Here is a 26,291-nt window from a genome sequence, read left to right as displayed (position 1 = left end):
CGCCGGCGCCCGTGCTCCGAGGCTCGGGCCATGAGGAACTTCGATCTCGCCCTGGCCCACACCCACACCACCGCCTGCTGGTGGCACCCGCTCGAGGCCCACTGGGTCTGCCCGACGCCGGCGACGCGCCTGCCCGAGCAACCGCTCGTCGACGTGCGCGACATGGTCGTCGTGCACACCGCGCTGCTGCGCGAGTTCCGGCTCGCACCGGCGGCCGTCCGCCGGGTGCCGGCGGGTGACCGGGCGCTGGCCGGCCGCGTCGTGGCCCATCTGCGCTTCGTCGGTGACCTGCTGCACCACCACCACGAAGGCGAGGACGAGCTGCTGTGGCCGCTGCTGCGCGAGCGCGTGCCCGCGCCCGAACTCGCGCTCGCCGACGCCGAGGCGCAGCACGCGGCGATCGACGCCGCCCTGGACGAGGTCACGCGACGGCGCGAGGCCTGGGCGGTGCACGCGGACGCCGCGACGGCCGAGTCGCTCATCGAGGCGCTCGACCACCTGTTCGCCCTGGTGCGCGAGCACCTCGACCACGAGGAGGAGCAGCTGTTGCCGCTGGCGGCGGCGATGCTCAGCCCTGCCGAGTGGGCGGCGATCGGCGAGCGGGCGGCCGCCGCGATACCCAAACCCGCGCTGGCCCTCGCGTTCGGCATGTTCGCCTACGAGGGCGACCCCGCCGTGGTGCGCCAGATGCTCGGCGAGGCGCCGCCGCCGGTGCGGGTGCTGCTGCCCCGGCTGGCGCCGCGGCTGTACGCGCGGCGGGCGCGGCGGGTGTACGGGACGCCGACCCCTTGAGACGACGAGAGGCCGGCCCCGTACCGGGACCGGCCTCTCGATGTCGGTGGTGCTGTGGTGCGTGGTTACCGCTCGACGGTGCCGTCGATGAAGTCCTGGACGGCCTTCTTCGCCTCGTCGTCGAAGTACTGCACGGGCGGCGACTTCATGAAGTAGCTCGACGCCGACAGGATCGGGCCGCCGATGCCGCGGTCCTTCGCGATCTTCGCGGCGCGGAGCGCGTCGATGATGATGCCGGCCGAGTTGGGGGAGTCCCACACCTCGAGCTTGTACTCGAGGTTCAGCGGCACGTCGCCGAACGTCTTGCCCTCGAGGCGGATGAACGCCCACTTGCGGTCGTCGAGCCACTGCACGTAGTCGGACGGGCCGATGTGCACGTTGCGCGCGCCCAGGTCGCGGTCGGGGATCTGGCTGGTGACCGACTGCGTCTTGGAGATCTTCTTCGACTCGAGGCGGTCGCGCTCGAGCATGTTCTTGAAGTCCATGTTGCCGCCGACGTTCAGCTGGTAGGTGCGCTGCACCTCGACGCCGCGGTCCTCGAACAGCTTGGTGAGCACGCGGTGCGTGATGGTCGCGCCGACCTGGCTCTTGATGTCGTCGCCGACGATCGGGACGCCGGCGTCCTCGAACTTCTTGGCCCACTCGGGGGTGCTGGCGATGAATACCGGCAGCGCGTTGACGAACGCGACCTTGGCGTCGATGGCGGCCTGCGCGTAGAACTTGGCGGCGTTCTCGGAGCCCACCGGCAGGTAGCAGATGAGGACGTCGACGGCCTGGTCCTTCAGCGTCTGGACGACGTCGACCGGCTCCTCGAGCGACTCCTCGATGGTCTCGCGGTAGTACTTGCCGAGGCCGTCGAGCGTGTGGCCGCGCAGCACGGGGACGTCGAGCTGCGGCACGTCGCAGATCTTGATGGTGTTGTTCTCGCTGGCGAGGATCGCCTGCGACAGGTCGAGCCCGACCTTCTTGGCGTCCACGTCGAACGCGGCGACGAACTCGATGTCGCGGACGTGGTAGTCGCCGAAGGTCACGTGCATGAGGCCCGGGACCTTCTGAGTGGGGTCGGCGTCGCGGTAGAAGTGGACGCCCTGGACGAGGGATGCGGCGCAGTTGCCGACACCCACGATGGCGACGCGGATCTTGCCGGTCGCGGACTGCGAACCCATCAGGGCTCCTCCTTGTGTTTCGGGAATTCGGACGATCAGGTGGTGGTGCCGGGTGTTCCGGTGTTGCGTTCGTTCTCGATGAGATCGGTCAGCCAGCGGACCTCGCGGTCGACCGACTCGAGACCGTGCTCGTGCAACTGGCGGGTGTAGCGGTCGAACCGCTCACTCGCGCGGGCCCGCTGCATGCCCTCGCGCTGCTCCTCGACCCGGCGGCGGCGACCCTCGAGGATCTGCAGCCGGATGTCGGAGCGGGTCTGGCCGAAGAACGCCAGCCGCCCCGCGAAGCCCTCGTCGTCGAAGGCGTCCGGACCGACGTCGGCCAGCAGCTCGGCCAGGTGTTCCTTGCCCTCGGCCGTGAGCTGGTAGACGCGCTTGCCGCGCCGCGACCGGGACGACCCCGACTCGGTGCCGTCACCCGGCGCCTCCTCGGTGATCCAGCCGGCCTCGGACAGCCGCCGCAACGTCGGGTAGAGCGAGCCGTACGAGAACGCCCGGAACGTGCCGAGCACGGTGGCCAGGCGCTTGCGGATCTCGTACCCGTGCATCGGGCTCTCGTTGAGCAACCCGAGGACGGCGATCTCCAGCACGGCCGCCCCCTTCGCACGTCGCCACGTCGAGGTGGTCTCGGCGCGATGTATCACGACGATACATCAGCGCGAGAGGGTCGCGACGCCACGGTAGCCGGACGGTGACGGGCAGGGGTCGGGCAGGTGACGAACGCCCACGAAATCGGACGGATCCGGCGCACCGGACCCGTCCGCCGCAGGCCGTTCAGGAAGCCGGATCAGTAGTGGGCGATGGGGGCGTCGAGGGCGGGTTCGGGGACCCCGAACGCGTCGACGAGGTCGCGGGCGTAGGGACGCAGCACCCCGCACAGGTCGTTGACCCCGGCGATGATGGCCTTCGAGCGGGTGGCGGTGAGCATGCCGTGCTCCTGGAACCAACCGCGCTCGGCCTCGATCGTCGACAGCGCGAACAGGTCGCACAGCGACACCAGCAACCGCTTCTCCGGGCCGCGTTGCATGCCCTCGATGGCGCCGACGAAGGCGGCGAGCAGCGCCGCGTCGACGTGGGCGCGGGCGGCGGCCAGCAGGTGGTCCTGCGCGGCGTTGAAGATCGCGAACTGTTCGGACGCGTCGGCCCCGGCCGCGCGCCGCAGCCGCATCGCCGCCGACTCGAGCAGGTGCTTCTCGCGCGCCGCGAACATCTGCTGCTGCCACTCGTGGTCGAGGATGCCCGGCAGGTCGGCCTCGCCGGGTGCGTCGGTCAGCAGCTCGCCGAGCTTCGCGACCGGGGCGGCGTCGCGCAGCCGCTGCAGCAGGCGCCGCCCGCCCGAGCGCTCGACGACGGTCTCGAAGACCTGGTCGGCCACGAACAGGGCCGTGCCGCGGAAGTCGAGCTCGCCGAAGTGCTGCGCGTACCCGGTGAGCAGCTCCTTCGCGACGAGCTGCAGCAGCACCGTGTTGTCGCCCTCGAAGGTGGTGAACACGTCGGTGTCGGCCTTCAGGCCGGGCAGGCGGTTCTCGGCGAGGTATCCCGCGCCGCCGCACGCCTCGCGGCAGGTCTGGATCGTGGTGGTGGCGTGCCAGGTTCCGATCGCCTTGATGCCCGCCGCCCGTGTCTCGAGCTCGCGGCGGTCGGGATGACCGGCCGGGTCGTGCTCGTGCACGGGGGTGTCGAGGTCGGGGGTGGTCTCGTGCAGGCCGGCGACCAGCTCGAGCTGGGCGAAGTGCAACGCGTAGGTCTTGGCCAGCGCGGGCAGCAGCTTGCGCTGGTGGGCCAGGTAGTCGAGCACGGTGATCTCGCCGCCGGTCGGCTTCTCGAACTGGGTGCGCTTCTCGCCGTAACGCACCGCGATGTTCAGGGCGACCTTCGTGGCGCTGCCCGCCCCGCCGGCCACGCTGATGCGGCCCTGTACGAGCGTGCCCAGCATGGTGAAGAAGCGCGCGGTGCGGTTCTCGATGGACGTCGAGTAGGTGCCGTCGGCGGCGACGCTCGCGTACCGATCGAGCAGGTTCTCGCGCGGCACCCGTACCCCGTCGAAGTACAGCCGGCCGTTGTCGACGCCGTTGAGCCCGGCCTTGAGCCCGCAGTCCTCGATGCGGACGCCCGGCATCGGGTCGCCGCCGTCGTCGCGGATGGGCACGACGAAGGCGTGCACGCCGTGCGTCTCGCCGCCGGTGACGAGCTGGGCGAAGACGGCGGCCACGCGGCCGTCGCGGGCGGCATTGCCGATGTACTCCTTGCGAGCGGAGTCGTCGGGTGTCTCGATGACGAACTCGCCGCTGTCGGCGTCGTAGGTGGCGGTCGTGCGCACGTTGGCGACGTCCGAGCCGTGGCCGGTCTCGGTCATCGCGAAGCACCCCAGCAGCTCGCCGCTGATGATGCGGGGCAGGTAGGCCTCGTGGTGGCGGTCGGTGCCGAGATGGAGGATCGCGCCGCCGAACAGACCCCATTGCACGCCGGCCTTGACCAGCAGCGAGAGGTCGCCCATCGCCAGCATCTCGAACGCGGTGATCGAGCCGCCGACGTCGTTGCTGCCCCCGTAACGGGTGGGGAAGCCCATGCGCGGATGACCGCTCTCGGCGAGCAGCAACAGCCGCTCGTACGTGAGGCGGCGCTGCGTCTCGACGTCCTCGCCGGGGTCGGGCGAGAAGCGGGGGTCCTGCGCGAGCTCGCGGGCGTGCTCGCGCACCTCTTGCCAGCGACCGTCCAGGACACGCCGGATGACGGCGGTGTCCACCTCGCCGGTTTTGCGCGCTTGTGCGCTTTCCGATGACGATGCCGGCCCGGACTCGGTGCGCGCGACGGTGTCGGTCATGGTGCCGGTGTACCCACGGACGGGCCCGGACGTCCCGCCCGGCGACGGAACACACCGTCGGACGGGCGGTCACCCGCCGCGGAGGGGGAGGGGGTGAACACCCCGGCGGCACCGCTCCACAGCAGCACGGTCAGGTACTCGGTGAGCTGCGGACGCGTCATCTCGTCGGGGTGGTCGAGCCACCAGAGGCTGGCCGCCCGGATGAAGCCGACCGCGGCGTCGCCCCAGGGTCGTGAGGCCGCCGGATCGAGCCCGCGCACGGACAGGTGGTGACCGAGCTCGGCCGTCAGCACCGCGGCGATCGGGTCGCCCGGACGGCGCCCGCCGTCCGTGCCGGTGGGCAGCGTGATGACGAACCGGAACAGCGTGGGCCGCTGCTCGACCATCGCCAGGTAGGAGTCGATGGCGCGGTGCAGCAACCGCCGCGGGTCGTCGGCCTCGTCGGCCTCATCGGCGTCATCGGGGTCGTCCGCGCCGTGAGAGGTGCCCGCCGGCGCACCGGCGTGCACGTCCTGCAGTGCCTGGACGATCTCACCCGCCACGTGGCGTCCGACCGCGCGGTGCAGCTCGTCGCGGTCGTCGAAGTAGCGGTAGATGACCGGCTTGCTGGTGCCGGCGGCGGCGGCGATGCGGTCCATGCCGACGTCGCCGCCGTGCTCGGCGATCGCGAGGGTGGCGGCCTCGATCAGTTCCCGGCGGCGGGTGGCGCGGTGCGCGTCCCACCGGGCGTGGCGCCCGTCCGCCCCGGGTGTCGGGCTCGACACACGATCGTTCACGGGACACAAAGTACCCGATACCCTGAGTACGGACAGGGTCGTGTGACCCACGCCGACCTCGTGGAAGGAATCCCGTGCCCACTCGTCGCGCCGCCATCGTCGGCGGCAACCGCATCCCCTTCGCCCGCTCGAACGGGCCGTACTCGCGCGCGTCCAACCAGGACATGCTCACCGCCGCGCTGGACGGGCTGGTCGCCCGGTTCGGGCTGCAGGACGAGCGGCTCGGCGAGGTCGTGGCCGGCGCCGTGCTCAAGCACTCCCGCGACTTCAACCTCACCCGCGAATCGGTGCTGGGTTCGCGGCTCGCGCCGACCACCCCCGCGTACGACGTGCAGCAGGCCTGCGGCACCGGTCTCGAGACGGTCATCCTCACCGCCAACAAGATCGCGCTCGGGCAGATCGAGTCCGCCGTCGCCGGCGGCGTCGACACGACGTCCGACGCGCCCATCGCGCTCAACGAGGACCTGCGCCAGGTGCTGCTCGCCGCCAACCGCGCGAAGAGCACCGGTGCCCGGCTGAAGGCGCTCGCGGGCATTCGCCCGCAGCAGCTGCTGCCGAACATCCCGCAGAACTCCGAACCCCGCACCGGGCTGTCGATGGGTGAGCACCAGGCCATCACCGCGCTCGAGTGGGGCATCAGCCGCGAGGACCAGGACGAGCTGGCCGCCGCCTCGCACCGCAACCTCGCCGCGTCCTACGACCGCGGTTTCCAGGACGACCTGATCACGCCGTTCCTCGGCCTGTCGCGCGACCAGAACCTGCGCGGCGACTCCACGGTCGAGAAGCTGGCCAAGCTCTCGCCGGTGTTCGGCAAGGCGTTCGGCGACGAGGCCACCATGACGGCCGCCAACTCGACCCCGCTCACCGACGGCGCCTCGACGGTGCTGCTCGCGTCCGAGGACTGGGCGAAGGAGAAGGGCCTGCCGACGCTGGCGTACTTCGTCGACGCCGAGACCGCCGCGGTCGACTACGTGCACGGCGACCGCAAGGGTGACGGCCTGCTCATGGCGCCGGCCTACGCGGTGCCGCGCCTGCTCGCCCGCAACGGCCTGACGCTGCAGGACTTCGACTACTACGAGATCCACGAGGCGTTCGCCTCGACGGTGCTCGCCACCCTCAAGGCGTGGGAGGACCCGGAGTTCTGCAAGGCCCGGCTCGGGCTCGACGCCCCGCTCGGGTCCATCGACCGGACGAAGCTGAACGTCAACGGCTCGTCGCTCGCCGCCGGCCACCCGTTCGCCGCCACCGGCGGACGCATCGTCGCCTCGCTGGCCAAGACGTTGCACGAGAAGGGCTCCGGCCGCGGCCTGATCTCCATCTGCGCCGCCGGTGGTCAGGGTGTCGTGGCGATCCTCGAGGCCTGATTTTTCGCACCGACGCTCAAAAGGAGCATCCGATCATGAGTGACCGTTACCTGAACCTCGTCAACTCGTCGGTGGGATCGGCCGTCGCCGACCGCGTCGGCCTGCCGAAGCCGGCCAAGCTGCGGCGCTACGAGTCCGGCGCGCCGGTCGTGCCCGGGCCGGTGCTGTTCGGCTCGACGTCGTCGCGTCCGGCGGCGGCCGTCCGCAAGGCGATCGAGGCCGCGGGCGCCGACGTCGTCGACGCCGTGCCCGAGGGCACGAAGGTCGCGGCCGCGGTGCTCGACGCGCGCTCGATCGCGACGCCCGCCGACCTGGCCGCCGTGCGCGAGTTCCTGCAGCCGGCGACCAAGGCCCTCGCCGCGTCCGGACGCATCGTCGTGGTCGGCCGTCCGGCCGACGGCGAGGACATCACGGCCGATGCGACGCGGCAGGCCCTCGACGGCATCGTCCGCTCGCTGGCCAAGGAGCTGCGCCGGGGCGCCACCGCGAACCTGTTGTGGGCCGAGGCCGAGACGTCGTTGCCGTCGGCCGTCCGCTTCTTCCTGTCGGGCCGCTCGGCCTACGTCGACGGACAGTCGGTATTGCTCGGGTCGGGCAAGGCGCCGTCCGTGCGCGACGTCGAGCACCCGCTCGAGGGCAAGACGGCGCTGGTGACCGGCGCCGCCCGCGGCATCGGCGCGGCCATCGCCGAGGTGCTCGCCCGCGACGGCGCCAAGGTCATCTGCGCCGATCTGACCCAGGCCGGCGAGGCGCTGGCCAAGGTCGCCAACAAGATCGGCGGCACCACGCTGCATCTCGACGTCGCCGCCGACGACGCGCCGCAGCGCCTGCTCGACCACCTCGCCGAGCACACCGCGGGGCTGGACATCCTCGTCCACAACGCGGGCATCACCCGCGACAAGCTGATGGCCAACATGAAGCCCGAGCAGTGGGACTCGGTCATCGCGGTCAACCTGCAGTCGCAGCTCGCGATCAACGCCGCGCTGCTCGGCAGCGACCAGCTCAACAAGAACGCGCGCGTCGTCTGCCTGTCGTCCACCACCGGCCTGTCGGGCAACCGTGGCCAGACCAACTACGGCGCCACCAAGTCGGGCGTCATCGGTCTGGTCCGCTCGTCGGCGAAGGCGTTCGCGGCCCACGGCGACTCGACGATCAACGCCATCGCACCGGGCTTCATCGACACCGAGATGACGGCGAAGATGCCCTTCGCGACCCGTGAGGTCGCGCGGCGGCTGTCGTCGCTGCAGCAGGCCGGCCTGCCGGTCGACGTCGCCGAAGGCGTGGCGTGGTTGTCGTCGCCGGGTGCCGGCGGGGTCAACGGCCAGGTGCTGCGGGTGTGCGGCCAGAACCTGGTCGGCGCCTGACGATGCCCACGCTCACCTCGTCGCCCTCGCTGCTGCCCCTGTACGCGCGGGCAGCCGTCACGGGCCCGTTGCACCGCGGCTCGTCCCTGCCCGACAGCGAGTACACGCTCGCCGACCAGCAGGTCGACCCGGCCGAGCTCGCCGCCTACCAACGGGTGTGCGGTTTCGCGGTCGGCGACGTGATGCCGTCCACGTACCTGCACGTGCTCGCCTTTCCGCTGTCGGTGAAGCTGATGACCGAGGGGTCGTTCCCGTTCCCGCTCGTCGGCCTCGTGCACGTCGCCAACTCGATCACCCAGCACCGCCCGGTGCGCGCGGACGAGACGGTGTCGTTCCGGGTGCGGGCGGCCGACCTGCGCGACCACCCGTCCGGACGGCAGTTCGACCTGGTGGCGTCGGCGACGGTCGGTGACGAGACGGTCTACGAGGGCCGCTCGACCTACCTGCGTCGCGGCGGCGGCACCGGCGAGAAGGGCGAGCGCAAGGAGCTCGCGCCGCAGCAGGGTGCGTTGGCGCAGATTCGCGCAAAGTCCGACGTCGGACGGAAGTACGCGGCGGTGTCGGGCGACCGTAACCCGATCCACCTGCACTCGCTGACCGCCAAGGCATTCGGGTTCCCGTCGGCCATCGCGCACGGCATGTGGCTCAAGGCCCGCACCCTCGCCACGCTCGAGAACCGGCTGCCCGACGCCTACCGCGTCGACGTCGCTTTCAAGCTGCCCGTGCTGCTGCCCTCGACCGTCTCGGTCGCGGCGGTGCCCGACGGCGACGGATGGGAGCTCGACGTGCGCAACGCGAAGTCGGGCAAGCCGCACCTGGCCGGTACGGTCCGCGGCGTCTAACGCGGTACGGGCCGCGGCGGCACCGGGTCGGGGAACGCCGCGGCCAGCTGCCCGGCCCGCTCCGCGTCGCCGGCGAGCACGAACTTGATGCGGTCGTTCACGTCGCTCGGCAGCACCAGCTCGCCGCCGGACCAGTCGCGCACGATGCAGCCGGCGCCGGCGGCCACGCCGAGCGCCCCCGCGACGTCGTGGGTGTGGGTGCCGGCCCGGTCGAGGTTGTGCCACGCCCCGGCCGACCCGTCCGCCACCGCGGCCAGATCGGTGGCCGTGCATCCGCTGATGCGCAACCGGTGGAAGCCGGGCGGCAGCACCGCGGGCGACCCCACGTCCGGGCTCGGCACCATCACGGTGCGGCTGGTCCCCGGGGCGATCGCGCGTCCGTCGCGTCGCGCGCCGAGCCCGACCCCGCCCTCCCAGCGCCGTCCGCTGACGTGTTCGTGCACGAGACCGGCCACCGCGCGGCCGTCGACGATCAACCCGACCGACAGCGCGAACGGCAACAGACCCGCGCGGAAGTTGCCCGTGCCGTCGAGCGGGTCGAGCGCGAGCCACGGCTCGCCGGCGGCAGGTGGCGCGCCGGTGCCGAAGCCCTCCTCGGAGATGATCCGCACGCCGAGCGGCACGAGGTGCTCGAGCGCGGCCTGCTCGGCGAGCCGGTCGGCCACGATCGACGGGCTGCCGTCGCGCTTGCGCACCACCGCACCGTCGTCCGCGTGACCGCGCACCGCCTCACCGGCGGCGTCCGCGGCGCGGGCGGCGGCGGCGAGGAAGGCGCGGGCCAGGGCCGGGTCGACGCTCACCCGCGCGGTCAACTGACCGGCGGCGGGCCGTCCGGCGGCTCGTTGTCGGGAGCGTCCGATCCCTCGGACGGGGCATCGGGACCGCCGGGTCGGCGCGAGAACCAGTCGAAGATGTCGCCGGAGCCCTGCGACGGCGCGGCCTCGGCGGCGTCGTCGGCCCTGTCGGCGGGCGGGGTGTCGTCGGCGCCGGTGCGTCCGCGCCGGGTGAACCAGTCGACGATCGAGTCGGCGGCGCCGCCGAAGGCGCTGCCCACCGAGCTGCCGACGTTGCGGACGGTCGTCACCAACGGGTCGGTCGACTCGTCGATGCGCTGCTTGTAGGCGCGCGCCGCCTCGCGGGCGTTGTCGCCGAAGCCGGCCTCGCGGTCGGTGTCGCGGTGCGGGTAGCGGCCGGCGACGATGTCGCGGTACTCGTCGCTGTTCGCCCAGCGCCGCAGCTCGGCCGCCCGCACCACCGAGAACGGGTGGGTGGTCTTCTCGGTGTTGAGCAGCTTGAGCACGCCGTCGCGCAGGTCGCCGGTCGACTCGTACTCGGCCGCCTGGGCGAGGAAGGCCTCGGTGTCGATCTCGTCGAGGTGGGCCCCGGCAGCGGTCTTCATGTGCACGCGCAGGCAGGCGTCCGGGTCCTGGGTGGCGAGCAGGCCGGCCCGGTCGCCGGACAGCTCGGCCTTGCGCTGCCACTCGCGCAGCGCCGCGACGATGCCGCGCAGCGCCAGCCCGCTCGCCGGCAGCCAGCCGAGCGAACCGATCAGGTTCAGGATGTGCATGAGCAGCGACTGGTACAGCGCGTGGCCGCTGAGGGCGTGCCCGAGCTCGTGGCCGAGCACGACCCGACGCTCGTCGTCGTCCATCAGCTCGTAGAGCCCGCTGGTGATCGCGAGGAACGGGGTGTCGACTCCGAGCGTGAACGCGTTCGGGTACGGGTCGTTGACGACGTACAGCTCCGGACGGCGGGGTGCGTCGAGCACCGTGCAGACCTCGCCCAGCAGCTCGTGCAGGCGAGGGAACTGCCGCTCGTCGACGCGCACGGCCGAGGCGAGGTGCACGAGCCGGTACTGCCGCTCGCGCAACATGCCCGAGGCCACCTTGATGACCTGGTCGAACCCGGGGATCGCGCGCAGGGCGGTGAGCGCCGCGCGGTCGGCCGGGTGCTCGAACGCCCGCGAACTGATGCCGCTGAGCACCACCCGGCCGTCCTGGTCGTAGGTGCGCGACGACTCCGGGATCTCGGTCACCCGATCATCCTGCCCCGCCGACGATCGATCCGTCGACGCGGCCGCTCAGGCGCTGCTGCGGCTGCGGCCGTTCACGCGGCTCGGCTCGGTGGACGAGGCGGGCACGAGCGGCTTCCGCGGCATGACCCGCTTGATGCCCAGCACCTGGAGCCGCTGGTAGGCCGGGCCGACGAGGCGCACGAGCGCGTCGAGCGCCTTCGCGTCGAGGCCCACGACCGCGCGCGGACGGTTGCCGGTCACGGCCCGCAGGATCGACTTCGCCGCCGACTCGGGGCTCGTCTTCGCCAGCTTGGCGTCGAAGAACTCGGCGAGCGACTTCTGGTCCTCGCCGTCGACCACGCCGGCGTTGCGGGCGATGGCGGTCTTGATGCCGCCCGGGTGCACGCACGTGACCTGCACGTTGTGCCCGTTGACGAGCATCTCCTGGCGCAGCGCCTCGGTGAAGCCGCGCACGGCGAACTTGGCGGCGTTGTAGGCACTCTGCCCCGGCACGGACAGCAGGCCGAACAGGCTGGAGATGTTCACGACGTGCCCGTCACCGGAGGCGATCAGGTGTGGCAGGAACGCCTTGGTGCCGTTGACGACGCCCCAGAAGTCGACGTCCATGACGCGCTCGATCTGCTCGAAGCTCATCTTCTCGACGTCACCGGTGAACGCGATGCCGGCGTTGTTGACGACGACGTTCACCCGGCCGTAGTGGCGGGCGATCTCGTCGGCGTACGAGAGCACCGACGCGCGGTCGGTGACGTCGAGCTTCGTGTGGTGCACCTGCGCGCCGATGAGCTCGACCTGGCGGGCGGTCTCGGCGAGGCCCGCGGCGTCGACGTCGCTGATGGCGAGCTTCGCGCCGCGGCGCGCGAGGTCGTAGGCGAGCGCCCGGCCGATGCCCGACCCGGCTCCGGTGACGACGGCGACCTTGCCCTGGATGGTGGTCATGACGGTTGCTCCCGTGGTTTTCAGGCGCTCGTGGCGCGGACGGCGGCGCGGTCGCTGGACCGGCGCGTGGTCTCGTAGGCGGACAGGTCGAACGTGCGGGTGGCCCGGCGGAACTCGAAGGTGAACCCCGGCCAGAGTGTCGTGTTGTTGCCGTGCTCGTCGAGGTACCAACTCGCGCAGCCGCCGGTGGTCCAGACGGTGCGACCCATGCGCTGCTGCAGCTTCTCGTTGTACCGCTGCTGCACGTCCGCACGCACCTCGAAGGTGGCGAGGTCCTTCTCGCGCATCGTCCGCAGCGCGCTCGAGAGGTAGTTCAGGTGCGACTCGGCCATGAACACCATCGAGCTGTGCCCGAGACCGCAGTTGGGTCCGATGACGAACAGCAGGTTGGGGAAACCGGCGACGGTCGCGCCCTTGTAGGCCTGTTGGCCCTCGGTGCGCCACACCTCGGCGAGGCTGCGGCCGTCCGGGCCGACGATGCGCTCGAAGGTGGGCGAGTCGGTGACGTGGAATCCGGTCGCGACGATCAGGACGTCGATCTCACGCTCGGTGCCGTCCCGGGTCACGATGGAGTTCTCGCGGATCTGCGCAATACCGTCGGTGACCAGCTCGACGTCGTCGCGGGCGAGCGTCGGGTACCAGGTGTTGGAGATCAGGATGCGCTTGCAGCCGATCTGCCAGTCGGGTGTGACCGCACGGCGCAGCTCGGGGTCGTCGATGGCCTTCGCGATGTTGCGCTCGGCCACCCGCTGCGCGACGTCGAGGATCTTCGGCGCGTAGGCGAACCCGAGCACGTACGACTCGCGGCCCCAGTAGATGGCCTCGCGGGCGATGCGCTGCGCGAACGGCACGTGCTTGTAGACGAGCTTCTCGACGGAGGAGTAGCTGCGGTCGTGGCGCGGCATCACCCACGGCGCGGTGCGCTGGTAGACGTCGAGGTGCGCGACCCGCTCGGCGATGGCGGGCACGATCTGGATCGCCGACGCGCCCGTGCCGATCACCGCCACCCGCTTGCCGGTGAGGTCGACGTCGTGGTTCCACCGCGACGAGTGCATGACCGTGCCGGCGAAGTCGTCGATGCCCGCGATGTCGGGCAGGCTCGGCTCGGCGAGCGCGCCGACGGCACCGACGAGCACGCGGGCCCGGAAGCCGCCGTTCGTGGTGTCGACGAGCCAGCGCTGCGCGGTCGCGTCCCAGGCGGCGCGGGTGACGTCGGTGTCGAACAGGTGCTTGTCGCGCACGCCGTACTTGTCGGCGGTGCGGACGAGGTAGCGCTGGATCTCGGGCTGCGGCGAGAACGAGCGCGACCAGTCGGGGTTGAGCTCGAACGAGTACGAGTAGAGGTGCGAGGGCACGTCGCAGGCGGCGCCCGGGTAGCTGTTGTCGCGCCAGGTGCCGCCGACCTCGCTGCCGCGCTCGACGACCACGTAGTCGTCGACGCCGTCCTTGGCGAGCCGGATCGCGGCGCCGAGGCCGGCGAAACCGCTGCCGATGATCAACACCTCCACCTCGCGCCGGTCACCGCCGGTGCGGGCGCGCGAGCGCGCCGGGCGCTTCACGGTCTGTGTCATGCGTCCGAGGGTAGGGGCCTTGTTGAACGCTGGTCAACAGTTTGTTGAATCACGTTCAACAGCGTTAGGCTCATGCGGTGGCTGCGAACGACACCGCCGTGAGGCGCACCCGCCTGACGCCGGAGCAGCGGCGGGCGCAGCTGATCGAGCTCGGCGTCGAGATGCTGTCGACCCGCACGCTCGAGGAACTGTCCGTCGAGTTGATCGCCGAGCGCGCCGGCATCTCGCGCGGCCTGCTGTTCCACTACTTCGCCTCGAAGCAGGACTTCCACGCCGCGGTCACGCGGGCCGCCGCGGCCGAGATGCTGCGCCGCACCGAACCCGACCCGGCCCTGCCGCCCGCCGAGGCGCTGCGCGCGTCCGTCGACGCCTACGTCGCGCACGTCGAGGAGAACCCCGACAGCTACACGTCCCTGGTGCGTGGCGCCGCCAGCGGCGACGCCGACCTGCGCGCGATCTTCGGCGACACCCGCGCCGCGATGGCCGGGCGCATCGTGCTCGCCTATGCGGCCGTCGGCGTCGACCTGACGCCGGCGACCCGGCTCGCCGTCGACGGCTGGTTGTCGTACGCCGAGGAGTGCGTGGTGCGCTGGCTGGCCGACCGGACGCTGTCGCGCGACGAGCTGCTCACGACGATCACCCGCGCCCTGCCGGCGATCGTCGCGGCCGTGGCCGGGGACCCGTCGCTCACCGACGTCCTCGCCTGACCGGAGTGTCGAGTGGCGCGTTCCGGCGCCGTGTGGCGCCGAATACCGCGCCACCCGACGCGCAACCGCGCCACTGAACGCCGGTGGTGGGACGACCTAGAATCTCGAGGATGACGTCCGCCACATCGTTCACCGTCGAGCGCAACCCGAACCCCGCGTCCGCCGAGCAGCGCGCGCAGGTACTCGCGAACCCCGGCTTCGGTGCGCACTTCACCGACCACATGGTGCGCATCGACTGGACGGCCGACAGCGGCTGGACGGACCCCCGGGTGATTCCGTACGGCCCGCTGCAGCTCGACCCGGCGTGCGCGGTGCTGCACTACGGCCAGGAGATCTTCGAGGGCCTCAAGGCCTACCGCCAGGTCGACGGGTCGGTGGCCGCGTTCCGTCCCGAGGCGAACGCCGAGCGCATGCAGCGCTCCGCGCGCCGCATGGCGATGGCCGAGCTGCCGACCGAGGCGTTCGTCGAGTCGCTGCGCGCGCTGGTCGCCGTCGACAGCGAGTGGGTGCCCGACTCGGTCGACCAGTCGCTGTACCTGCGGCCGTTCATGATCGCCACGCAGGACGGTCTCGGCGTCAACGCCCCGTCGCAGTCGTTTGCCTACCTGCTCATCGCCTCGCCCGCCGGCGCCTACTTCAAGGGCGGCGTGAAGCCGGTGACGGTCTGGCTGTCGACCGACTACGTGCGCGCCGCGCCCGGCGGCACCGGTGAGGTCAAGTGCGGCGGCAACTACGCGGCGTCCTTCGCCGCCACCGCCGAGGCCGCCCGCCACGGGTGCGACCAGGTGGTGTGGCTCGACGCGTTCGAGCACCGCTGGGTCGAGGAGATGGGCAGCAACAACCTCGGTTTCGTCTACGGCTCCGGTCCCGGCGCGCGTATCGTGACCCCGGCGCTGACGGGCACGCTGCTGCCGGGCATCACCCGCGACTCGCTGCTGCAGGTCGCGTCCGATCTGGGGTACGTGCCCGAGGAGGGCAAGATCTCGGTCGACGAGTGGCGCGAGGGTGCCGAGTCGGGCCAGATCACCGAGGTCTTCGGCTGCGGAACCGCCGCGGTCGTCACCCCCATCGGCACCGTGAAGGGCGAGTCCGGCGAGTTCACCGTCGGCGACGGCACGATGGGCCCGGTGACGAGCGCGCTGCGCGAGCGGCTCGTCGGCATCCAGACCGGACGCGTGGCCGACACCCACGGCTGGATGACCCCGCTCGGCTGAGCTGCGTCCGGGAGGGGACGGCGTGCACTGGCTGTCGACGACCTGGGACGTCCTGCGCGAGACGTTGCTGCTCGGGTGGGCGGCCACGGCGCTGTTCTGCGCGATCGCGTGCGCGGCGGCCGCGGCGTGGGGTGGCGTCAGCCGCATCGTGGCCGCCGTCGCCGGCGCGGTCACGCTGTACCTGGGGCTCGCCGTCGTCTCGGCGCTCGCCGCCTCCCGAGCCAACACCCGCCGGACGGCGGTGCTCACCACCCCGCCGGCGCCGTCCGCGGGACCGCTGACCTACGAGACGTTCCCCGGTGAACCGGCGACCGGCGTGCGCGGTGCGTGGCGGAACTGGACCCGCACCCCACCCCGCCGGGTCGACGTCGTGCTCGCGGCCGTCGCCGTCGCGTGCGCGATCGCGTGGGCCGCCACGCTCGCGACGGGCTGGCTCCGGGTGCGGGCGATCGACCGCAAGGTGGTCGCGCTCGGCGCGTTCGAGGTGCAGCTGGGTCTGTTCGTCGTGCTCACGGTGCTCGCCCTGCTCGGCTGCGCGGCGGGCATGCTGCGGTGGCGGTCGGCGTGGTGGCCGGCGCTGCTCGCCTGGTTCGGCACGTGGTGGGCGCTGGTGTTCGTGCTGGTGCGGCGAGCCGCCGGCGACCGGCTCGAGCAGCTCAGCCGGCTGCTGCGCGACCAGGCCCGCGACCGGCTCGGCTACGACGTCCGACCGGAGATCGACCTGGGACCGGTCTGGCCGGCGGTCGGGGTGCTCGCCGCCGCGACGATGCTGCTCGCCGTCGCGCTCGTCGCGACGCATCCGCGCCCGGTTGCGGCGGCCCGCGGCCCCGTCGGCGGTGGGACGATGCCCGCGTGGCCGACACCCCGTCCCTGACCCCCGCCGAGCTGCTCGACCACCTGCGGGCGGACGGACCACGGCTGATCGCCGCGGCGGGCCGGGCCGGGTGGGACGCGGCCGTACCCGGCACCGACTGGGACGTCCGCACGCTCGTGGCCCACACCGGCGCCGTGCACCGGTGGTCGGCCGACATCGTCCGCCGCACGCTCGCGACGAACGAGACCGGCGGCAGCGCGGCGTTCCGCGAGGACGTGCCGGACGCGGCGCTCGCCGGCTGGTTCGCCGACGGTCACGCGGCGCTGCTCGACGTGCTCGCGCACGGTGACCCGGACGCCGAGACGTACCGCTTCTACCGGGGTGGCTCCGGACGCGACTTCTGGACGCGGCGGCAGGCGCACGAGACCGCGGTGCACCGCGCCGACGCGGAGGCGGCGGCGGGCGAGGACCCCGTCGTCGACGCCGCGCTCGCCCAGGACGGCCTGGCCGAGCTCGCGATCCTCGCGCGCAACCGGGCGTTCGCGGCGGCGCTGTCGCAGCGGGGTGCCTGGGACGGCGCGCGGCTCGTGCTCGCGCCCGACGAGGGTCCGGCGTGGACGGTCGACTTCGGCGGCGAGAAGCTGCGTCCGGAACCGACCGACGACCCGTCCGGCGCGGCCGCGGTGGTGTCCGGACGTGCCGGCGCGGTCTACCTGTGGGCGTGGAACCGGCCGGCCGCCGTCACCGTGACCGGTGACATCGAGGTCGCCGGACGCTGGCGCACGGTGCGTATCACCTGAAAGATGCGTGACGTGGCGTCACACCGACAGCGTGTCCCGGGTGTCTCGGCGGTGGCGCTCGTGGTGGCCCTGCTCTGCAGCGGCTGCGGGTCCGATTCGGAGGGGGAGCTGCCGGGCGAGAACCCGGCCACCGTCGCCGGCGGCGGGCACGACTACGCCTTCGCCGACGACACCCCCCGCTCGCAGTGGCCGAACCCGTGCTCGTTCCTCCCCGTGGCGTCGGTGCGGCAGCTCATCGGCGGCCCGGCGACCGCGAAGCGGGGCACGCTGCTGTGCGCCTATCCCGTGGGGGTGGCGTCGCTGCCCGCGCTCACCGTCGGTGTGCGGTGGGTCGGCGGCGAGGCCGGTGCCAAGTTCGCCTACGCGCTCGACCAGCTGGGTCGGCAGCGGCAGTCGGTGCCGGGGCTGCGCCGCGGCGACGGAGTCCGCACCACCTCGCGCGGCGTCTCCCGCATCGACCTGCTCGTCTCGAACGTGTACGTGCGGGTGCAGGTGCAAGCGGTGACGGGCAAGCGCCCCGACGTCGCGGACGCAAGCCGCATCGCGGTGCGCGCGGCGCAGCTGGTGGCGGCGCAGATCCGGTAGCCGTGCCCGGGGCTCAGGCGTGCGCCGCGGCGCGGACGGCGGCGACGTCGAGCAGTTCCTTCGGCACGTACGGGGCGCCGAGGTCCTCGGGCAGATCGGCGCGGTCGTGGCTGGAGCAGAGCACCACGTGGGTGCCGGGCCAGCGGGAGCTGATGGTGCGGGCGGCGGTCGGGCCGTCCATGACGGGCATCCGCACGTCGAGAAGGACGAGGTCGGGCTGCAGCCGCTCGGTCAGGGCGACGGCTTCGGCACCGTCCGCGGCCTCGCCGACGACCTCGATGTCCGCGGCCCGGCGCAGCATCTGGCGCAGGGCGATGCGGAACGGCAGTTTGTCGTCGGCGAGTACGACGCGGATCGGTCGCGCGGGCGCGGCGGTCTCGGCGCCCGCGGGGATCGTCGTGCTCATGCCGACCAGTGTGCCCACGGTCGGCTGCCTCGGCACGCCGGGAACCCGGTGACTCCCGGGGGGTGGCAGCCGGTGGGTGCCGGGCTCACGCCGCCTGCCTCAGGTAGACGAGGACCGCGGCGACGCGGCGGTTGAGGTCCGGTTCCTCGGTGAACCCGAGCTTGGCGAAGATCGCGTTCGTGTGCTTCTCGACCGCCCGCTCGGTGAGCACGAGGGACGCGGCGATCGCGGCGTTGTTCTTGCCGAGCGCCATCTCGCCGAGCACCTCGCGCTCGCGCGGGCTGAGCCGGTCGTAGGACGAGTCGGGACGCCCGACCCGTCCGGCGACGAGCTGCTCGACGACGACGGGGTCGATGACCGACCCGCCCTGGTGCACGGTGCGGATCGCCGACACGAGCTCCGCGGCGTCGCCGACGCGCTCCTTGAGCAGGTACGCCCGCCGCGCCGAACCACCCTCGAGGAAGCGCACGGCGTAGTCGACCTCGACGTGCTGGCTGAGCAGCACGACGCCGACGTCGGGGAGCTGGGTGCCGAGTTCGGCGGCGGCGACGATGCCCTCGTCGGTGTTGGTCGGAGGCATGCGGATGTCGCTGACGACGACGTGCGGACGCAGGGCGTGCGCCGCCTGCTGCAGTTCGGGCAGCGACGCGGCGGAGCCGACGAGCTCGATGCCCGACTGGTGGGCGAGCAGCCGCTCGAGACCCTGGCGCAGCAGCGCGTTGTCCTCCGCGAGCAGGACTCTGATCGGCGCGTTCGCGGTCGGGCCCGGCGCGGTGGGGTCGGCGGTCACGCGGCGGACGCTAGCAGCGCGGCCCGGGTCGCGCGTCCCGTTCGTCCGATCTGCGAGCAATCGACCGGGGACCATGTGTCTGGAGGTGGTGGTAGTACCACCTCCCGGGAGGATGGTCCCCCGTGGAAGGCACCGAAGGGGTCCCCCGGGGCCCGTCCGGTTCCTTACAGTGTCGCCGTGATCGCCCGCCGTCCCCGCGCCTCCGAGGCGCGTCCCGCTGCCGGCCGTGGCCGCTCGCGCGGCACGGGCCGCGGGGTCGCGTGGCCGACGCCGGGGCCCGACGAGCCCGTCGTGCACCTGCGCAGCGTGCACAAGACCTTCGACGTCGCGACCGCTCCGGTGCGCGCGCTGCGGGGGGTCGACCTCGACGTGCGCCGCGGGGAGTTCGTGGCCGTGGTCGGCGCGTCCGGGTCGGGCAAGTCGACGCTGCTGTCGGTGATCGCGGGTCTCGAGGTCGTCGACGACGGGACGGCGACGGTGGCCGGTCTCGACCTCGCCGCCGCCTCGCCCGCGCAGCGCTCGCAGCTGCGCCGGGAGCACGTGGCGATCGTCTTCCAGTTCTTCCGGCTGCTCGAGCAGATGACCGCGCAGCAGAACATCGCGTTCGCCGCCCAGGTGGCCGGCGTGCGTACCCGGGCCGCCAACGAGCGTGCCGCCGACCTGCTCGACCAGCTCGGCCTGCTCGCCCGGGCCCGCGACTACCCGATGACGATGTCCGGCGGTGAGCGGCAGCGCCTGGCCATCGCCCGGGCGATGGCGGCCGAGCCGACCGTGCTGCTCGCCGACGAGCCCACCGGTTCGCTCGACTCCGGCGGCGCGGCCGAGATCGTCGAGTTGCTGTCGCGGTTGCACGCCGAGGGCCAGACGATCCTGCTCGTCACCCACGACGACTCGGTCGCGGCCGCCGCGGACCGCGTCGTCGTGCTGCGCGACGGCAGCGTGGTCGGCTCCCCGCACCCGGGCGGCGGGGAGGTGCGTTCGCCGGCGGCGGCGATGCCGACGAGCGGCCCGCAGGCACCGTCGTGATCACGGTCCGTCGCCTCGTCGGACCGATCGCGGTCCTCGCGGCGACCCTGCTCGGCAGCGCGTCGGGTCTGGCGCTGGCCGTCCTCGTGCACGGCCGGCTGCCCGAGCGCCAGGCCGTCGTGCCCGTCACCGTCGGCACCGTCGTCGCCGTGCTCGTGGGGGTGCTCGCGGCCCGTCCGTTGCGCAGCGCCGTGCGGGCCGCCGTGCCGTCGCTGCGCCGCGCCCCCGGCGAGGTCACCCGCCGCATCTCCGAGGCGGTGGCGCAGCGGCTGCCCACCGACGAGCTGCTGCGGCGCAGCGCCGAGGCGTTGCGGGCCGCCCTCGACAGCCCGCGGGTCGAGCTGTGGATCGCCGTCGGCACGCCCGACGGGTCGACCCCGCCCGAGCTGCGCCGCGCGGTCACGCTCGGCCAGGTCGGGCCCGCCCCGGAGTTCTCGAGCGCCGACCTGCGCGCCGCCGCCCGCGCCGGTGTGGCCGGCGAGGGATGGGCCCGCCGATGGCTGCCGCAACTGCTGGCCGAGCCCGCGCCCGGCGACCTGCGCCGGGCGCCGATGCGCGTCGGCGCCGTCACCGAGGCCGGCCAGCTGTTCGGCCTGGTCGTCGTCGGACGCCGCCCCGGCGCGGCCCGCTACGACGTCGCCGAGGACGAGGCGCTCGGCTCGGCGTGCCGGCTGCTGGCCGCGATCCTGCACAACCGCGCGCTGACGGTCGCACTCGAGGCCAGCCTGGCCGACGTGCAGCGCACGAACGAGGAGCTGCGCGCGTCGCGCACCCGCATCGTCACCGCGGGCGACGCCGAGCGCCGCCGCATCGAGCGCGACCTGCACGACGGCGCCCAGCAGCACCTGCTGGGCCTGGCGGTCACCATCGGCCTCGTCCGCCAGATGGTCGACGAGGGCGACCCCGCGGCCGACATCGTCGAGGTGCTCGACGCCCTCGGCGACGACGCCCGCAACACCGTGCAGGAGCTGCGCTCGCTCGCGCAGGGCATCTACCCGGCCCTGCTGATGGACGGCGGCGTCGAGCCCGCGCTGCGCTCGGCCGCGGGCCGCAGCCCGGTGCCGGTGCAGCTCGAGGTCGGCCGGATCGGCCGCTACAGCCCGGGGCTCGAGGCCGCGCTCTACTTCTGCTGCCTGGAGGCCATGCAGAACGCCGCCAAGCACGCGCCCGACGCCACCGTCCGCATCCGGCTCGACGAACGCGACGACCACGTGCACGTGCTGGTGAGCGACGACGGTCCCGGCTTCGACCCCGCCACGGTCGTCAACGGCACCGGCCGCACCTCGATGGCCGACCGGGTGGGTGCGCACGGCGGCAGCGTTCGCTGGGACTCCGCCCCGGGCCAGGGCACCACGGTCGCCATCGACGTCCCGGTGCCCTCGCCTGTCGTCCCGCCCGTCGGCCGGGCCGCGGACCTCCCGTGAGCGGCGGGCCGGCGGTCGCGCTCGCCCGGCACGAACTGCGCTCGCGTCGCTCGATCGTGCTCGTGCTCGGCGTGGTCGCCGGCCTGTTCGCGGGCCTCACCCTGGCGATGGTCACCGTGCTGCTGCGCAGCGACAGCGTCTTCGACCGGCTCGTCGAGCGCACCGGCCAGGCCGACGCGCGGGTGGGCACCTACAACGTGTTCAACCGCGTCGCGCAGTCGGACCAGGTGCGCATCGACCTCGCCGGGGTGCGGGCCGACATCCTCGCCCGTCCGGACGTCGTCGATCTGCAGCAGCTGACCGCCGTCTACGTGCGACCGGTCGCGGCCGCCTCGACCTACTACGCCGTGTGGGCGCCGACCACGCCGTGGCACGGCATCGACCAGCCGGTGGTCGTCCGGGGACGGTTGCCGTCCGACACCGCCGTCGGCGAGGTCATGGTCAACGAGCAGCGCGCCCGCCAGGACGGCATCCGCATCGGCGACCGCGTGCAGGTCGGTGTCTTCGCCGCCACGCAGGTGCGCGGCAACGACACGGCCCTGACCCGTCCCGAGGCCGGGTACGCGATGCTCCGGGTGGTCGGCGTGTTCCGCTCGCCCGACTCGGGCACCGGGTTCAACCGCTACCTCGCCGGTCCCGCCTTCGCCCAGCGTTACGCGACGCAGGCGGGTATCGGCTCGCTGCAGCTGCTGCGCCTCGACGACACCCCCGCCCCGCCGCTGCGCACGCAGGTCGCCGATCTCAACGACGAGTTGATCGAGCGCTACGGCGCGGGCTTCTACTCCTACGTCGACCTCGCGATCCCGCGGGCGACCCCCGACCCCGTCGTGCAGCCGACGCTCGCGGTGCTGCGGACGGGCCTGCTCGGGTTCCTCGTCGTGGTCGGTGCCGTCGGCCTGCTGCTGACCGCGCAGGTGACCCGCCGGCTCGAGGAGCTGTCGCGTCCGGACATCGCGTCGGCGCATGCGCTCGGTCTCTCGCGCGCCGACCAGCTGCGGTCCCGGCTGCTGACGGTGCTGCCTGCCGCCCTGCTCGCCGGCGTGCTGGGGGCTGTCGGGGCGTTGCTCGGCGGGTTCATCGAACCGCCGGGCGCGCTCGAGGGTTTCGAGCCGGACCCCGGGTGGATCGAGGAGGCGGCACCGGTCATGGCCGGTCCGCTCGTCGTGCTCGCGCTGGTGCTGCTCGTCGGCGGCCTGGTGTCGCTGGCCGCCAGCGCCGATCGCGTCACCCGCACGGACGGTCCCCGCCGGGGGGCGGCGCGGCGGGTGCGCGTCGGCGCGCGGGCGAACCTCGCGCTCGCCCTCGGCCGGGGCGCCGGCAGCCGGGCGACGGCCATGCGGGTGCGCTCGACGGTCGCCAGCACCGCGGCGATCGTCGCCGCGCTGGCGGCCGCGGTGGTGCTCGTCGACGAGCTGGCCAGCATCGAGGCGAGCCGCGCCCGCTGGGGATGGACGCCCGACTTCAGCGTCTCCGGCGACAGCCCCGCCCTGCGCGACGTGCTGCGCAGCGACGCCCGCGTGCTCGCGGCCGACACCGTCGTCGACGCGCCGCTGGTGGTCGCGTCCGGGTCGGGGCAGGTCACGCTCACCGGGTACGGACGGGCGAGGGTCAAGGGCGAGCTGCCGTACGAGCTCGCGTCCGGTTCGCGTCCCGAGCGGCCCGACCAGATCGCCCTCGGCACCAGCGCCGCGCAGGAGCTGCGCATCGGCGTCGGTGACAGCGTCACCCTCCTCGGACGGGAGGGACGCCGCTTCCAGGCGCAGGTGGTCGGGCTCGTCGTGCTGCCGACGATCGAGAACGAGCCCCTCGGACGCAACGCGCTGGTCAACCTCCCGATTTTGCGCGCCTATGCGCTTTCGCGCGGCTACGACAACATCTTCGTGCGCGCGACCAGCCAGCAGGCGGCGATGGGGGTGCGCGCGCGGCTCGGGCCGAACGCGGGCACGCTCAGCCCGGTCGCGCCGCCGACCGTCCGTGCCCTGGACCGGCTCGTCGGCCCGGGACGCGTGCTTCTCGCGGTGCTCGCGGGCGCGGTGCTGCTGCTCGTGGCCGGGCACGGCCGGCAGCTGGTGCGCCGCCGCGGTGGCCAGCTCGCCATCGCCGAGGCGATCGGCATGCCGACCCGCCGCGTGGTCGCCGCGGCCACCGCCGCGGTCGTCGTCCCCGGGCTCATCGCCGGTGTGGTCGGCGTGCCGCTCGGCTGGGCCGCGGGACGGGTCACGGTCGCCGAGATCGCGCCGCGCCTCGGCCTCGCGACCCGCGGGTCGGCGTGGGCCGAGCTCACCGCGGGCGCCCTGGTCGTGGTCGTCCTCGCCGCGTGCGCCGCGGCGTTCGCGCTCGCCGTCGTCCGGCTGCGGGAGCGACGGTCGATGTCCACGCTGCTTTCGGGCGCGCAGCCCGGGCGGCAGGCGTGATCTCGCCGGGGGGTTCGGGACGCGCCCGCAGCGGTCCGGGGGGGCCGCTGCGGGACGCGACCGTGACCCTCGCGCGCCACGAGCTGCGCGCCCACGGCCGCAGCGCGCTGGCCCTCGCCCTGGTGTGCGGCGTGCTCGCCGGCGCCGCGCTCGCGGCGGTGACGGTGCTGTGGCGCACCGAGAGCGCGTACGACCGGCTCGTGCGGGCGGCCGCGCTCGACGATGTGCGCGTGACGCTCGCCGAGCTCGCCCCGCGCGCGGCGCAGCGCCCGGCGGCCCGCGCCGCCGTGGCCGACGCGGCCGCCGCCGTCGCGCGCATGCCGGGCGTCCGCGCGGCGACCTCGGTGGCGCAGTGGGTGGGCCGCGTCGACGGCCCGGGAGTGCGCTACTCGTCGGTGGCCGCGCCGCTCGGGGACACCCCGGTCGGACGTCCCGTGGTGATCGGCGGACGGGCGGCGCGCGCCGACCGTCCGGACGAGGCCGTCGTCAACGAGGATCTCGCCGTCGCGTCGGGGTTGCGGGTCGGCGACACCGTGGGCCTGGGCCTGCTCAGCGGTGAGCAGTTCCTGCGCTTCAGCACCGGGGTGGGCGAGCCCGCGGGCGGGCGGGTCACGCTGCGCATCGTCGGGGTGTTCCGCTTCCCGCATCCCGGCTACGCCTACAACTCGCTGGTCGCGACGCCCGCGTTCGCGCGGGCCCACCCGGACACGATCGCGCGGACGCTGCTCCTGCGCACCGACGGCGCCGCCGCGGCGGCCGCCGTCGCGCGGGCGGCCGAGCGCGTCGACCGGGCGTTGACGGCGCGGTTCGGCAGGCCGCAGCAACCGTGGGTGGTCGGTGAGCGTCCGGGGCGCGGCCCCGACACGGAGGTGGGCCCGGCCCTGACGGTGCTGCGCTCGGGGTTGTTCGCCCTGCTGTTCGTCGTGTGCGCCGCCGGGTTGCTCGTCGCGGCGCAGCTGTCCGGACGGTGGGCCGAGCTCACCCGCGACAGCCAGCAGGTCGAGCGCGCGCTCGGCCTGCCGATCCGGTCCCGGGTCGGCGGACGGGTGCTGGCCGCCGTGCCCGCTGCGCTGGCGGTCGCCGCCGGCGCGGTCGGCGGGGCGCTGCTCGGGGCGTTCGTCGAGCCGCTCGGCGCCCTCGCGCGGTACGAGCCGCACCCCGGCTGGCTGCCGCGACCGCTGCTCGCGGTGCCGGGTGCCCTCGTGGCGTCGGCCCTGGTGCTCGCAGCCGTCGCCGCCGCGATGGCTCAGGCCGGCCGCCGATCCGTGCCGCGGGCGCAGTGGTTCACGGTGCGGCGCACCCGCGGCCTCGACCGGTCGGCCGTACCGGGCGGCGCGGCCACCGGGTTCGCGCGGGCGCTGGCCCGGCCGCGCGGCAGCGGCGCGTCCTCGCTGCCCGTCCGCTCCATGCTCGCGGGCGTGCTCGTGCTGACCGTCGTCGTCGTGGTCGCGGCCGGCCTGCACGACCGGGTCTCGGGCCTGTCCCACCAGCCCGCCAGCTACGGCTGGCGCGCCGACTTCGCCGTCATCGACGACACCCCGGACCTGGACGCCCGGCTCGCGCGCGACCCCCGGGTCGCCGCGGCCGAGCAGCTGACGAGCGCGAGCGTGCTCGTGCGCACCGCGACCGGCCGGGCGGACGTGGTCGGCTACGGCCGTCGCGCGGTCTCGGGACGGATGCCGTACACCGTCGCCGCCGGCCGGGTCCCGGCCCGCGCCGGCGAGGTCGCCGTCGGCCCGCGCCTGGCGGCCGACCTGGGCCTGGGCGTGGGCGACCGGCTGCGCGCGGGTCCGCACGGCGCCCGGCTGACGGTCGTCGGGGTCGTGGTGCTGCCGGTGGTGTCCCGCGAGCCGCTGGGCAGCAGCTTGCTGGTGACGGCCTCGCAGTTGCGCACGGTCGCCAGGACCGTCCCCTACGCAGCGCTGTTCGTCCGCGGCACCGACCCGGCGGCCGCGTCGGCGATGCGCGCCGAGCTGCAGCGCGACCACGAACTCGGCGACCCGTCCGCGCCGGCCGCGGTCGCCGCCCTCGACCAGCTCACCGGGCCGACGCGCATCCTGCTCGCGGTGCTGGGGCTCGCGCTCCTGGTGCTGGTGGCGCAGAACGCGCGGTTGCTGCTGCGCCGCCGCCGCGAACAACTCGCGATCGCGGCGGCGATGGGCGTGACCCGGCCGCGCCTGGCGGGGGCCGTCGCCGCGGCGCTCGCGTTCGTCACCCTGCCCGGCCTCGTCGCCGGCGCGGCGCTGGGCTGGCTGGTGTGCCGGGTGGTGGTCGCCGAGACCGCCCCGCGGCTCGGGCTCGCGCTGTCGCCACCCGCCTGGACGAGCACGGGCTGGCCGGCCGTCGCCGCGCTCGGGCTGACGCTCGCCGTCTCGGCGACCGCGGCGCTGGCCGCGACGACGGCGACCGGCGCACGGCGTCCCCGTCCGGGGGAGTGACGCCCG

At 73.8% G+C, this 26,291-nt stretch carries 23 protein-coding genes; 13 read left to right on the top strand and 10 right to left on the bottom strand.

The window, feature by feature from the left end:
* Nucleotides 1–30: 30 nt before the first annotated feature.
* The gene (locus ACYVP9_RS17585; RefSeq protein WP_460606218.1) at nt 31–792 is read left to right on the top strand and encodes a hemerythrin domain-containing protein; all 762 of its coding nucleotides are present in this window, start codon (nt 31–33) and stop codon (nt 790–792) included.
* Between the two features lie 65 nt (nt 793–857).
* On the opposite strand, the gene ACYVP9_RS17580 is transcribed toward ACYVP9_RS17585, so the two are convergent.
* The 4 genes from ACYVP9_RS17580 to ACYVP9_RS17565 all read right to left on the bottom strand — a co-directional run bounded on the left by ACYVP9_RS17580 (nt 858) and on the right by ACYVP9_RS17565 (nt 5,555).
* A complete protein-coding gene (locus ACYVP9_RS17580; RefSeq protein ID WP_460606217.1) occupies nt 858–1,958 on the bottom strand; it encodes an inositol-3-phosphate synthase in 1,101 nt (366 codons plus the stop codon).
* A 35-nt stretch (nt 1,959–1,993) separates the two neighbouring features.
* The gene (locus ACYVP9_RS17575) at nt 1,994–2,545 is read right to left on the bottom strand and encodes a PadR family transcriptional regulator (protein WP_460606216.1); all 552 of its coding nucleotides are present in this window, start codon (nt 2,543–2,545) and stop codon (nt 1,994–1,996) included.
* A 197-nt stretch (nt 2,546–2,742) separates the two neighbouring features.
* A complete protein-coding gene (locus ACYVP9_RS17570) occupies nt 2,743–4,779 on the bottom strand; it encodes an acyl-CoA dehydrogenase family protein (protein WP_460606215.1) in 2,037 nt (678 codons plus the stop codon).
* On the bottom strand, nt 4,776–5,555 hold the full coding sequence (locus tag ACYVP9_RS17565) for a TetR/AcrR family transcriptional regulator (RefSeq protein WP_460606214.1): 780 nt from the start codon (nt 5,553–5,555) through the stop codon (nt 4,776–4,778). The genes ACYVP9_RS17570 and ACYVP9_RS17565 overlap by 4 nt, the downstream gene beginning before the upstream one ends.
* Before the next feature lie 74 nt (nt 5,556–5,629).
* On the opposite strand from ACYVP9_RS17565, the gene ACYVP9_RS17560 reads away from it, so the two are divergent.
* From ACYVP9_RS17560 to ACYVP9_RS17550, 3 genes are read left to right on the top strand one after another with little or no spacing between them, the layout of a single operon-like run.
* The gene (locus ACYVP9_RS17560) at nt 5,630–6,919 is read left to right on the top strand and encodes an acetyl-CoA C-acyltransferase (protein WP_460606213.1); all 1,290 of its coding nucleotides are present in this window, start codon (nt 5,630–5,632) and stop codon (nt 6,917–6,919) included.
* Between the two features lie 35 nt (nt 6,920–6,954).
* The gene (locus ACYVP9_RS17555; protein WP_460606212.1) at nt 6,955–8,283 is read left to right on the top strand and encodes a 3-oxoacyl-ACP reductase; all 1,329 of its coding nucleotides are present in this window, start codon (nt 6,955–6,957) and stop codon (nt 8,281–8,283) included.
* Nucleotides 8,284–8,285: 2 nt separating this feature from the next.
* Complete coding sequence (locus ACYVP9_RS17550) at nt 8,286–9,125, top strand: MaoC family dehydratase (RefSeq protein ID WP_460606211.1); 840 nt, start codon at nt 8,286–8,288, stop codon at nt 9,123–9,125.
* Here the strand turns inward: ACYVP9_RS17550 and ACYVP9_RS17545 are convergent.
* The 4 genes from ACYVP9_RS17545 to ACYVP9_RS17530 are packed head-to-tail and all read right to left on the bottom strand — an operon-like array spanning nt 9,122 to nt 13,655.
* Nucleotides 9,122–9,925, bottom strand: coding sequence for an inositol monophosphatase family protein (locus ACYVP9_RS17545; RefSeq protein ID WP_460606210.1), 804 nt, complete (start codon nt 9,923–9,925; stop codon nt 9,122–9,124). The two genes, ACYVP9_RS17550 and ACYVP9_RS17545, sit on opposite strands and share 4 nt — an antisense overlap.
* Nucleotides 9,926–9,933: 8 nt before the next feature.
* Nucleotides 9,934–11,160, bottom strand: coding sequence for a M48 family metallopeptidase (locus tag ACYVP9_RS17540; RefSeq protein ID WP_460606209.1), 1,227 nt, complete (start codon nt 11,158–11,160; stop codon nt 9,934–9,936).
* Between the two features lie 45 nt (nt 11,161–11,205).
* Complete coding sequence (locus tag ACYVP9_RS17535) at nt 11,206–12,096, bottom strand: SDR family NAD(P)-dependent oxidoreductase (protein WP_460606208.1); 891 nt, start codon at nt 12,094–12,096, stop codon at nt 11,206–11,208.
* A 20-nt stretch (nt 12,097–12,116) separates the two neighbouring features.
* Nucleotides 12,117–13,655 (bottom strand): flavin-containing monooxygenase, encoded by a 1,539-nt coding sequence (locus ACYVP9_RS17530; RefSeq protein WP_460606287.1) that lies wholly within the window; start codon nt 13,653–13,655, stop codon nt 12,117–12,119.
* An 89-nt stretch (nt 13,656–13,744) separates the two neighbouring features.
* Here ACYVP9_RS17530 and ACYVP9_RS17525 point away from each other — a divergent pair, with 89 nt between their 5' ends.
* The 5 genes from ACYVP9_RS17525 (at nt 13,745) to ACYVP9_RS17505 (ending at nt 17,787) form a co-directional block, all read left to right on the top strand.
* On the top strand, nt 13,745–14,374 hold the full coding sequence (locus tag ACYVP9_RS17525; protein WP_460606207.1) for a TetR/AcrR family transcriptional regulator: 630 nt from the start codon (nt 13,745–13,747) through the stop codon (nt 14,372–14,374).
* A gap of 110 nt (nt 14,375–14,484) precedes the next feature.
* Nucleotides 14,485–15,588 (top strand): branched-chain amino acid transaminase, encoded by a 1,104-nt coding sequence (locus ACYVP9_RS17520; RefSeq protein ID WP_460606206.1) that lies wholly within the window; start codon nt 14,485–14,487, stop codon nt 15,586–15,588.
* A 22-nt stretch (nt 15,589–15,610) separates the two neighbouring features.
* On the top strand, nt 15,611–16,462 hold the full coding sequence (locus ACYVP9_RS17515; RefSeq protein WP_460606205.1) for a hypothetical protein: 852 nt from the start codon (nt 15,611–15,613) through the stop codon (nt 16,460–16,462).
* Nucleotides 16,441–17,202, top strand: a complete 762-nt coding sequence (locus tag ACYVP9_RS17510; RefSeq protein WP_460606204.1) for a maleylpyruvate isomerase mycothiol-dependent enzyme family protein — start codon at nt 16,441–16,443, stop codon at nt 17,200–17,202. The genes ACYVP9_RS17515 and ACYVP9_RS17510 overlap by 22 nt, the downstream gene beginning before the upstream one ends.
* 12 nt (nt 17,203–17,214) lie before the next feature.
* The gene (locus tag ACYVP9_RS17505) at nt 17,215–17,787 is read left to right on the top strand and encodes a hypothetical protein (protein ID WP_460606203.1); all 573 of its coding nucleotides are present in this window, start codon (nt 17,215–17,217) and stop codon (nt 17,785–17,787) included.
* A 13-nt stretch (nt 17,788–17,800) separates the two neighbouring features.
* On the opposite strand, the gene ACYVP9_RS17500 is transcribed toward ACYVP9_RS17505, so the two are convergent.
* Both ACYVP9_RS17500 and ACYVP9_RS17495 read right to left on the bottom strand, forming a co-directional pair.
* Complete coding sequence (locus tag ACYVP9_RS17500; protein WP_460606202.1) at nt 17,801–18,193, bottom strand: response regulator; 393 nt, start codon at nt 18,191–18,193, stop codon at nt 17,801–17,803.
* A gap of 85 nt (nt 18,194–18,278) precedes the next feature.
* Nucleotides 18,279–18,983 carry a response regulator transcription factor gene (locus ACYVP9_RS17495; RefSeq protein ID WP_460606201.1) on the bottom strand — a complete coding sequence of 235 codons (705 nt, stop codon included), beginning with the start codon at nt 18,981–18,983 and terminating at the stop codon, nt 18,279–18,281.
* Between the two features lie 177 nt (nt 18,984–19,160).
* Here ACYVP9_RS17495 and ACYVP9_RS17490 point away from each other — a divergent pair, with 177 nt between their 5' ends.
* From ACYVP9_RS17490 to ACYVP9_RS17475, 4 genes are all read left to right on the top strand, one after another.
* A complete protein-coding gene (locus ACYVP9_RS17490; RefSeq protein ID WP_460606200.1) occupies nt 19,161–20,009 on the top strand; it encodes an ABC transporter ATP-binding protein in 849 nt (282 codons plus the stop codon).
* Entirely contained in the window at nt 20,006–21,433 is a 1,428-nt protein-coding gene (locus ACYVP9_RS17485; protein WP_460606199.1) for a sensor histidine kinase, read from the top strand. The genes ACYVP9_RS17490 and ACYVP9_RS17485 overlap by 4 nt, the downstream gene beginning before the upstream one ends.
* Complete coding sequence (locus ACYVP9_RS17480; RefSeq protein ID WP_460606198.1) at nt 21,430–23,847, top strand: hypothetical protein; 2,418 nt, start codon at nt 21,430–21,432, stop codon at nt 23,845–23,847. Before ACYVP9_RS17485 ends, ACYVP9_RS17480 begins: the two co-directional genes overlap by 4 nt.
* A 62-nt stretch (nt 23,848–23,909) precedes the next feature.
* The gene (locus ACYVP9_RS17475) at nt 23,910–26,285 is read left to right on the top strand and encodes an FtsX-like permease family protein (RefSeq protein ID WP_460606197.1); all 2,376 of its coding nucleotides are present in this window, start codon (nt 23,910–23,912) and stop codon (nt 26,283–26,285) included.
* Nucleotides 26,286–26,291: the final 6 nt, after the last annotated feature.

The organism is Jatrophihabitans fulvus (assembly GCF_054781375.1).
Note: the sequence above shows the minus strand (reverse complement) of the source record. Positions and strands in the feature narration are given on the sequence as shown.

Excerpts from the sequence above, each read along its gene's own strand:
- ACYVP9_RS17585 (WP_460606218.1), top strand. The coding sequence starts at position 31 with ATGAGGAACTTCGATCTCGCCCTGGCCCACACCCACACCACCGCCTGC.
- ACYVP9_RS17580 (WP_460606217.1), bottom strand. The coding sequence starts at position 1,958 with ATGGGTTCGCAGTCCGCGACCGGCAAGATCCGCGTCGCCATCGTGGGT.
- ACYVP9_RS17570 (WP_460606215.1), bottom strand. The coding sequence starts at position 4,779 with ATGACCGACACCGTCGCGCGCACCGAGTCCGGGCCGGCATCGTCATCG.
- ACYVP9_RS17555 (WP_460606212.1), top strand. The coding sequence starts at position 6,955 with ATGAGTGACCGTTACCTGAACCTCGTCAACTCGTCGGTGGGATCGGCC.
- ACYVP9_RS17550 (WP_460606211.1), top strand. The coding sequence starts at position 8,286 with ATGCCCACGCTCACCTCGTCGCCCTCGCTGCTGCCCCTGTACGCGCGG.
- ACYVP9_RS17535 (WP_460606208.1), bottom strand. The coding sequence starts at position 12,096 with ATGACCACCATCCAGGGCAAGGTCGCCGTCGTCACCGGAGCCGGGTCG.
- ACYVP9_RS17520 (WP_460606206.1), top strand. The coding sequence starts at position 14,485 with ATGACGTCCGCCACATCGTTCACCGTCGAGCGCAACCCGAACCCCGCG.
- ACYVP9_RS17500 (WP_460606202.1), bottom strand. The coding sequence starts at position 18,193 with ATGAGCACGACGATCCCCGCGGGCGCCGAGACCGCCGCGCCCGCGCGA.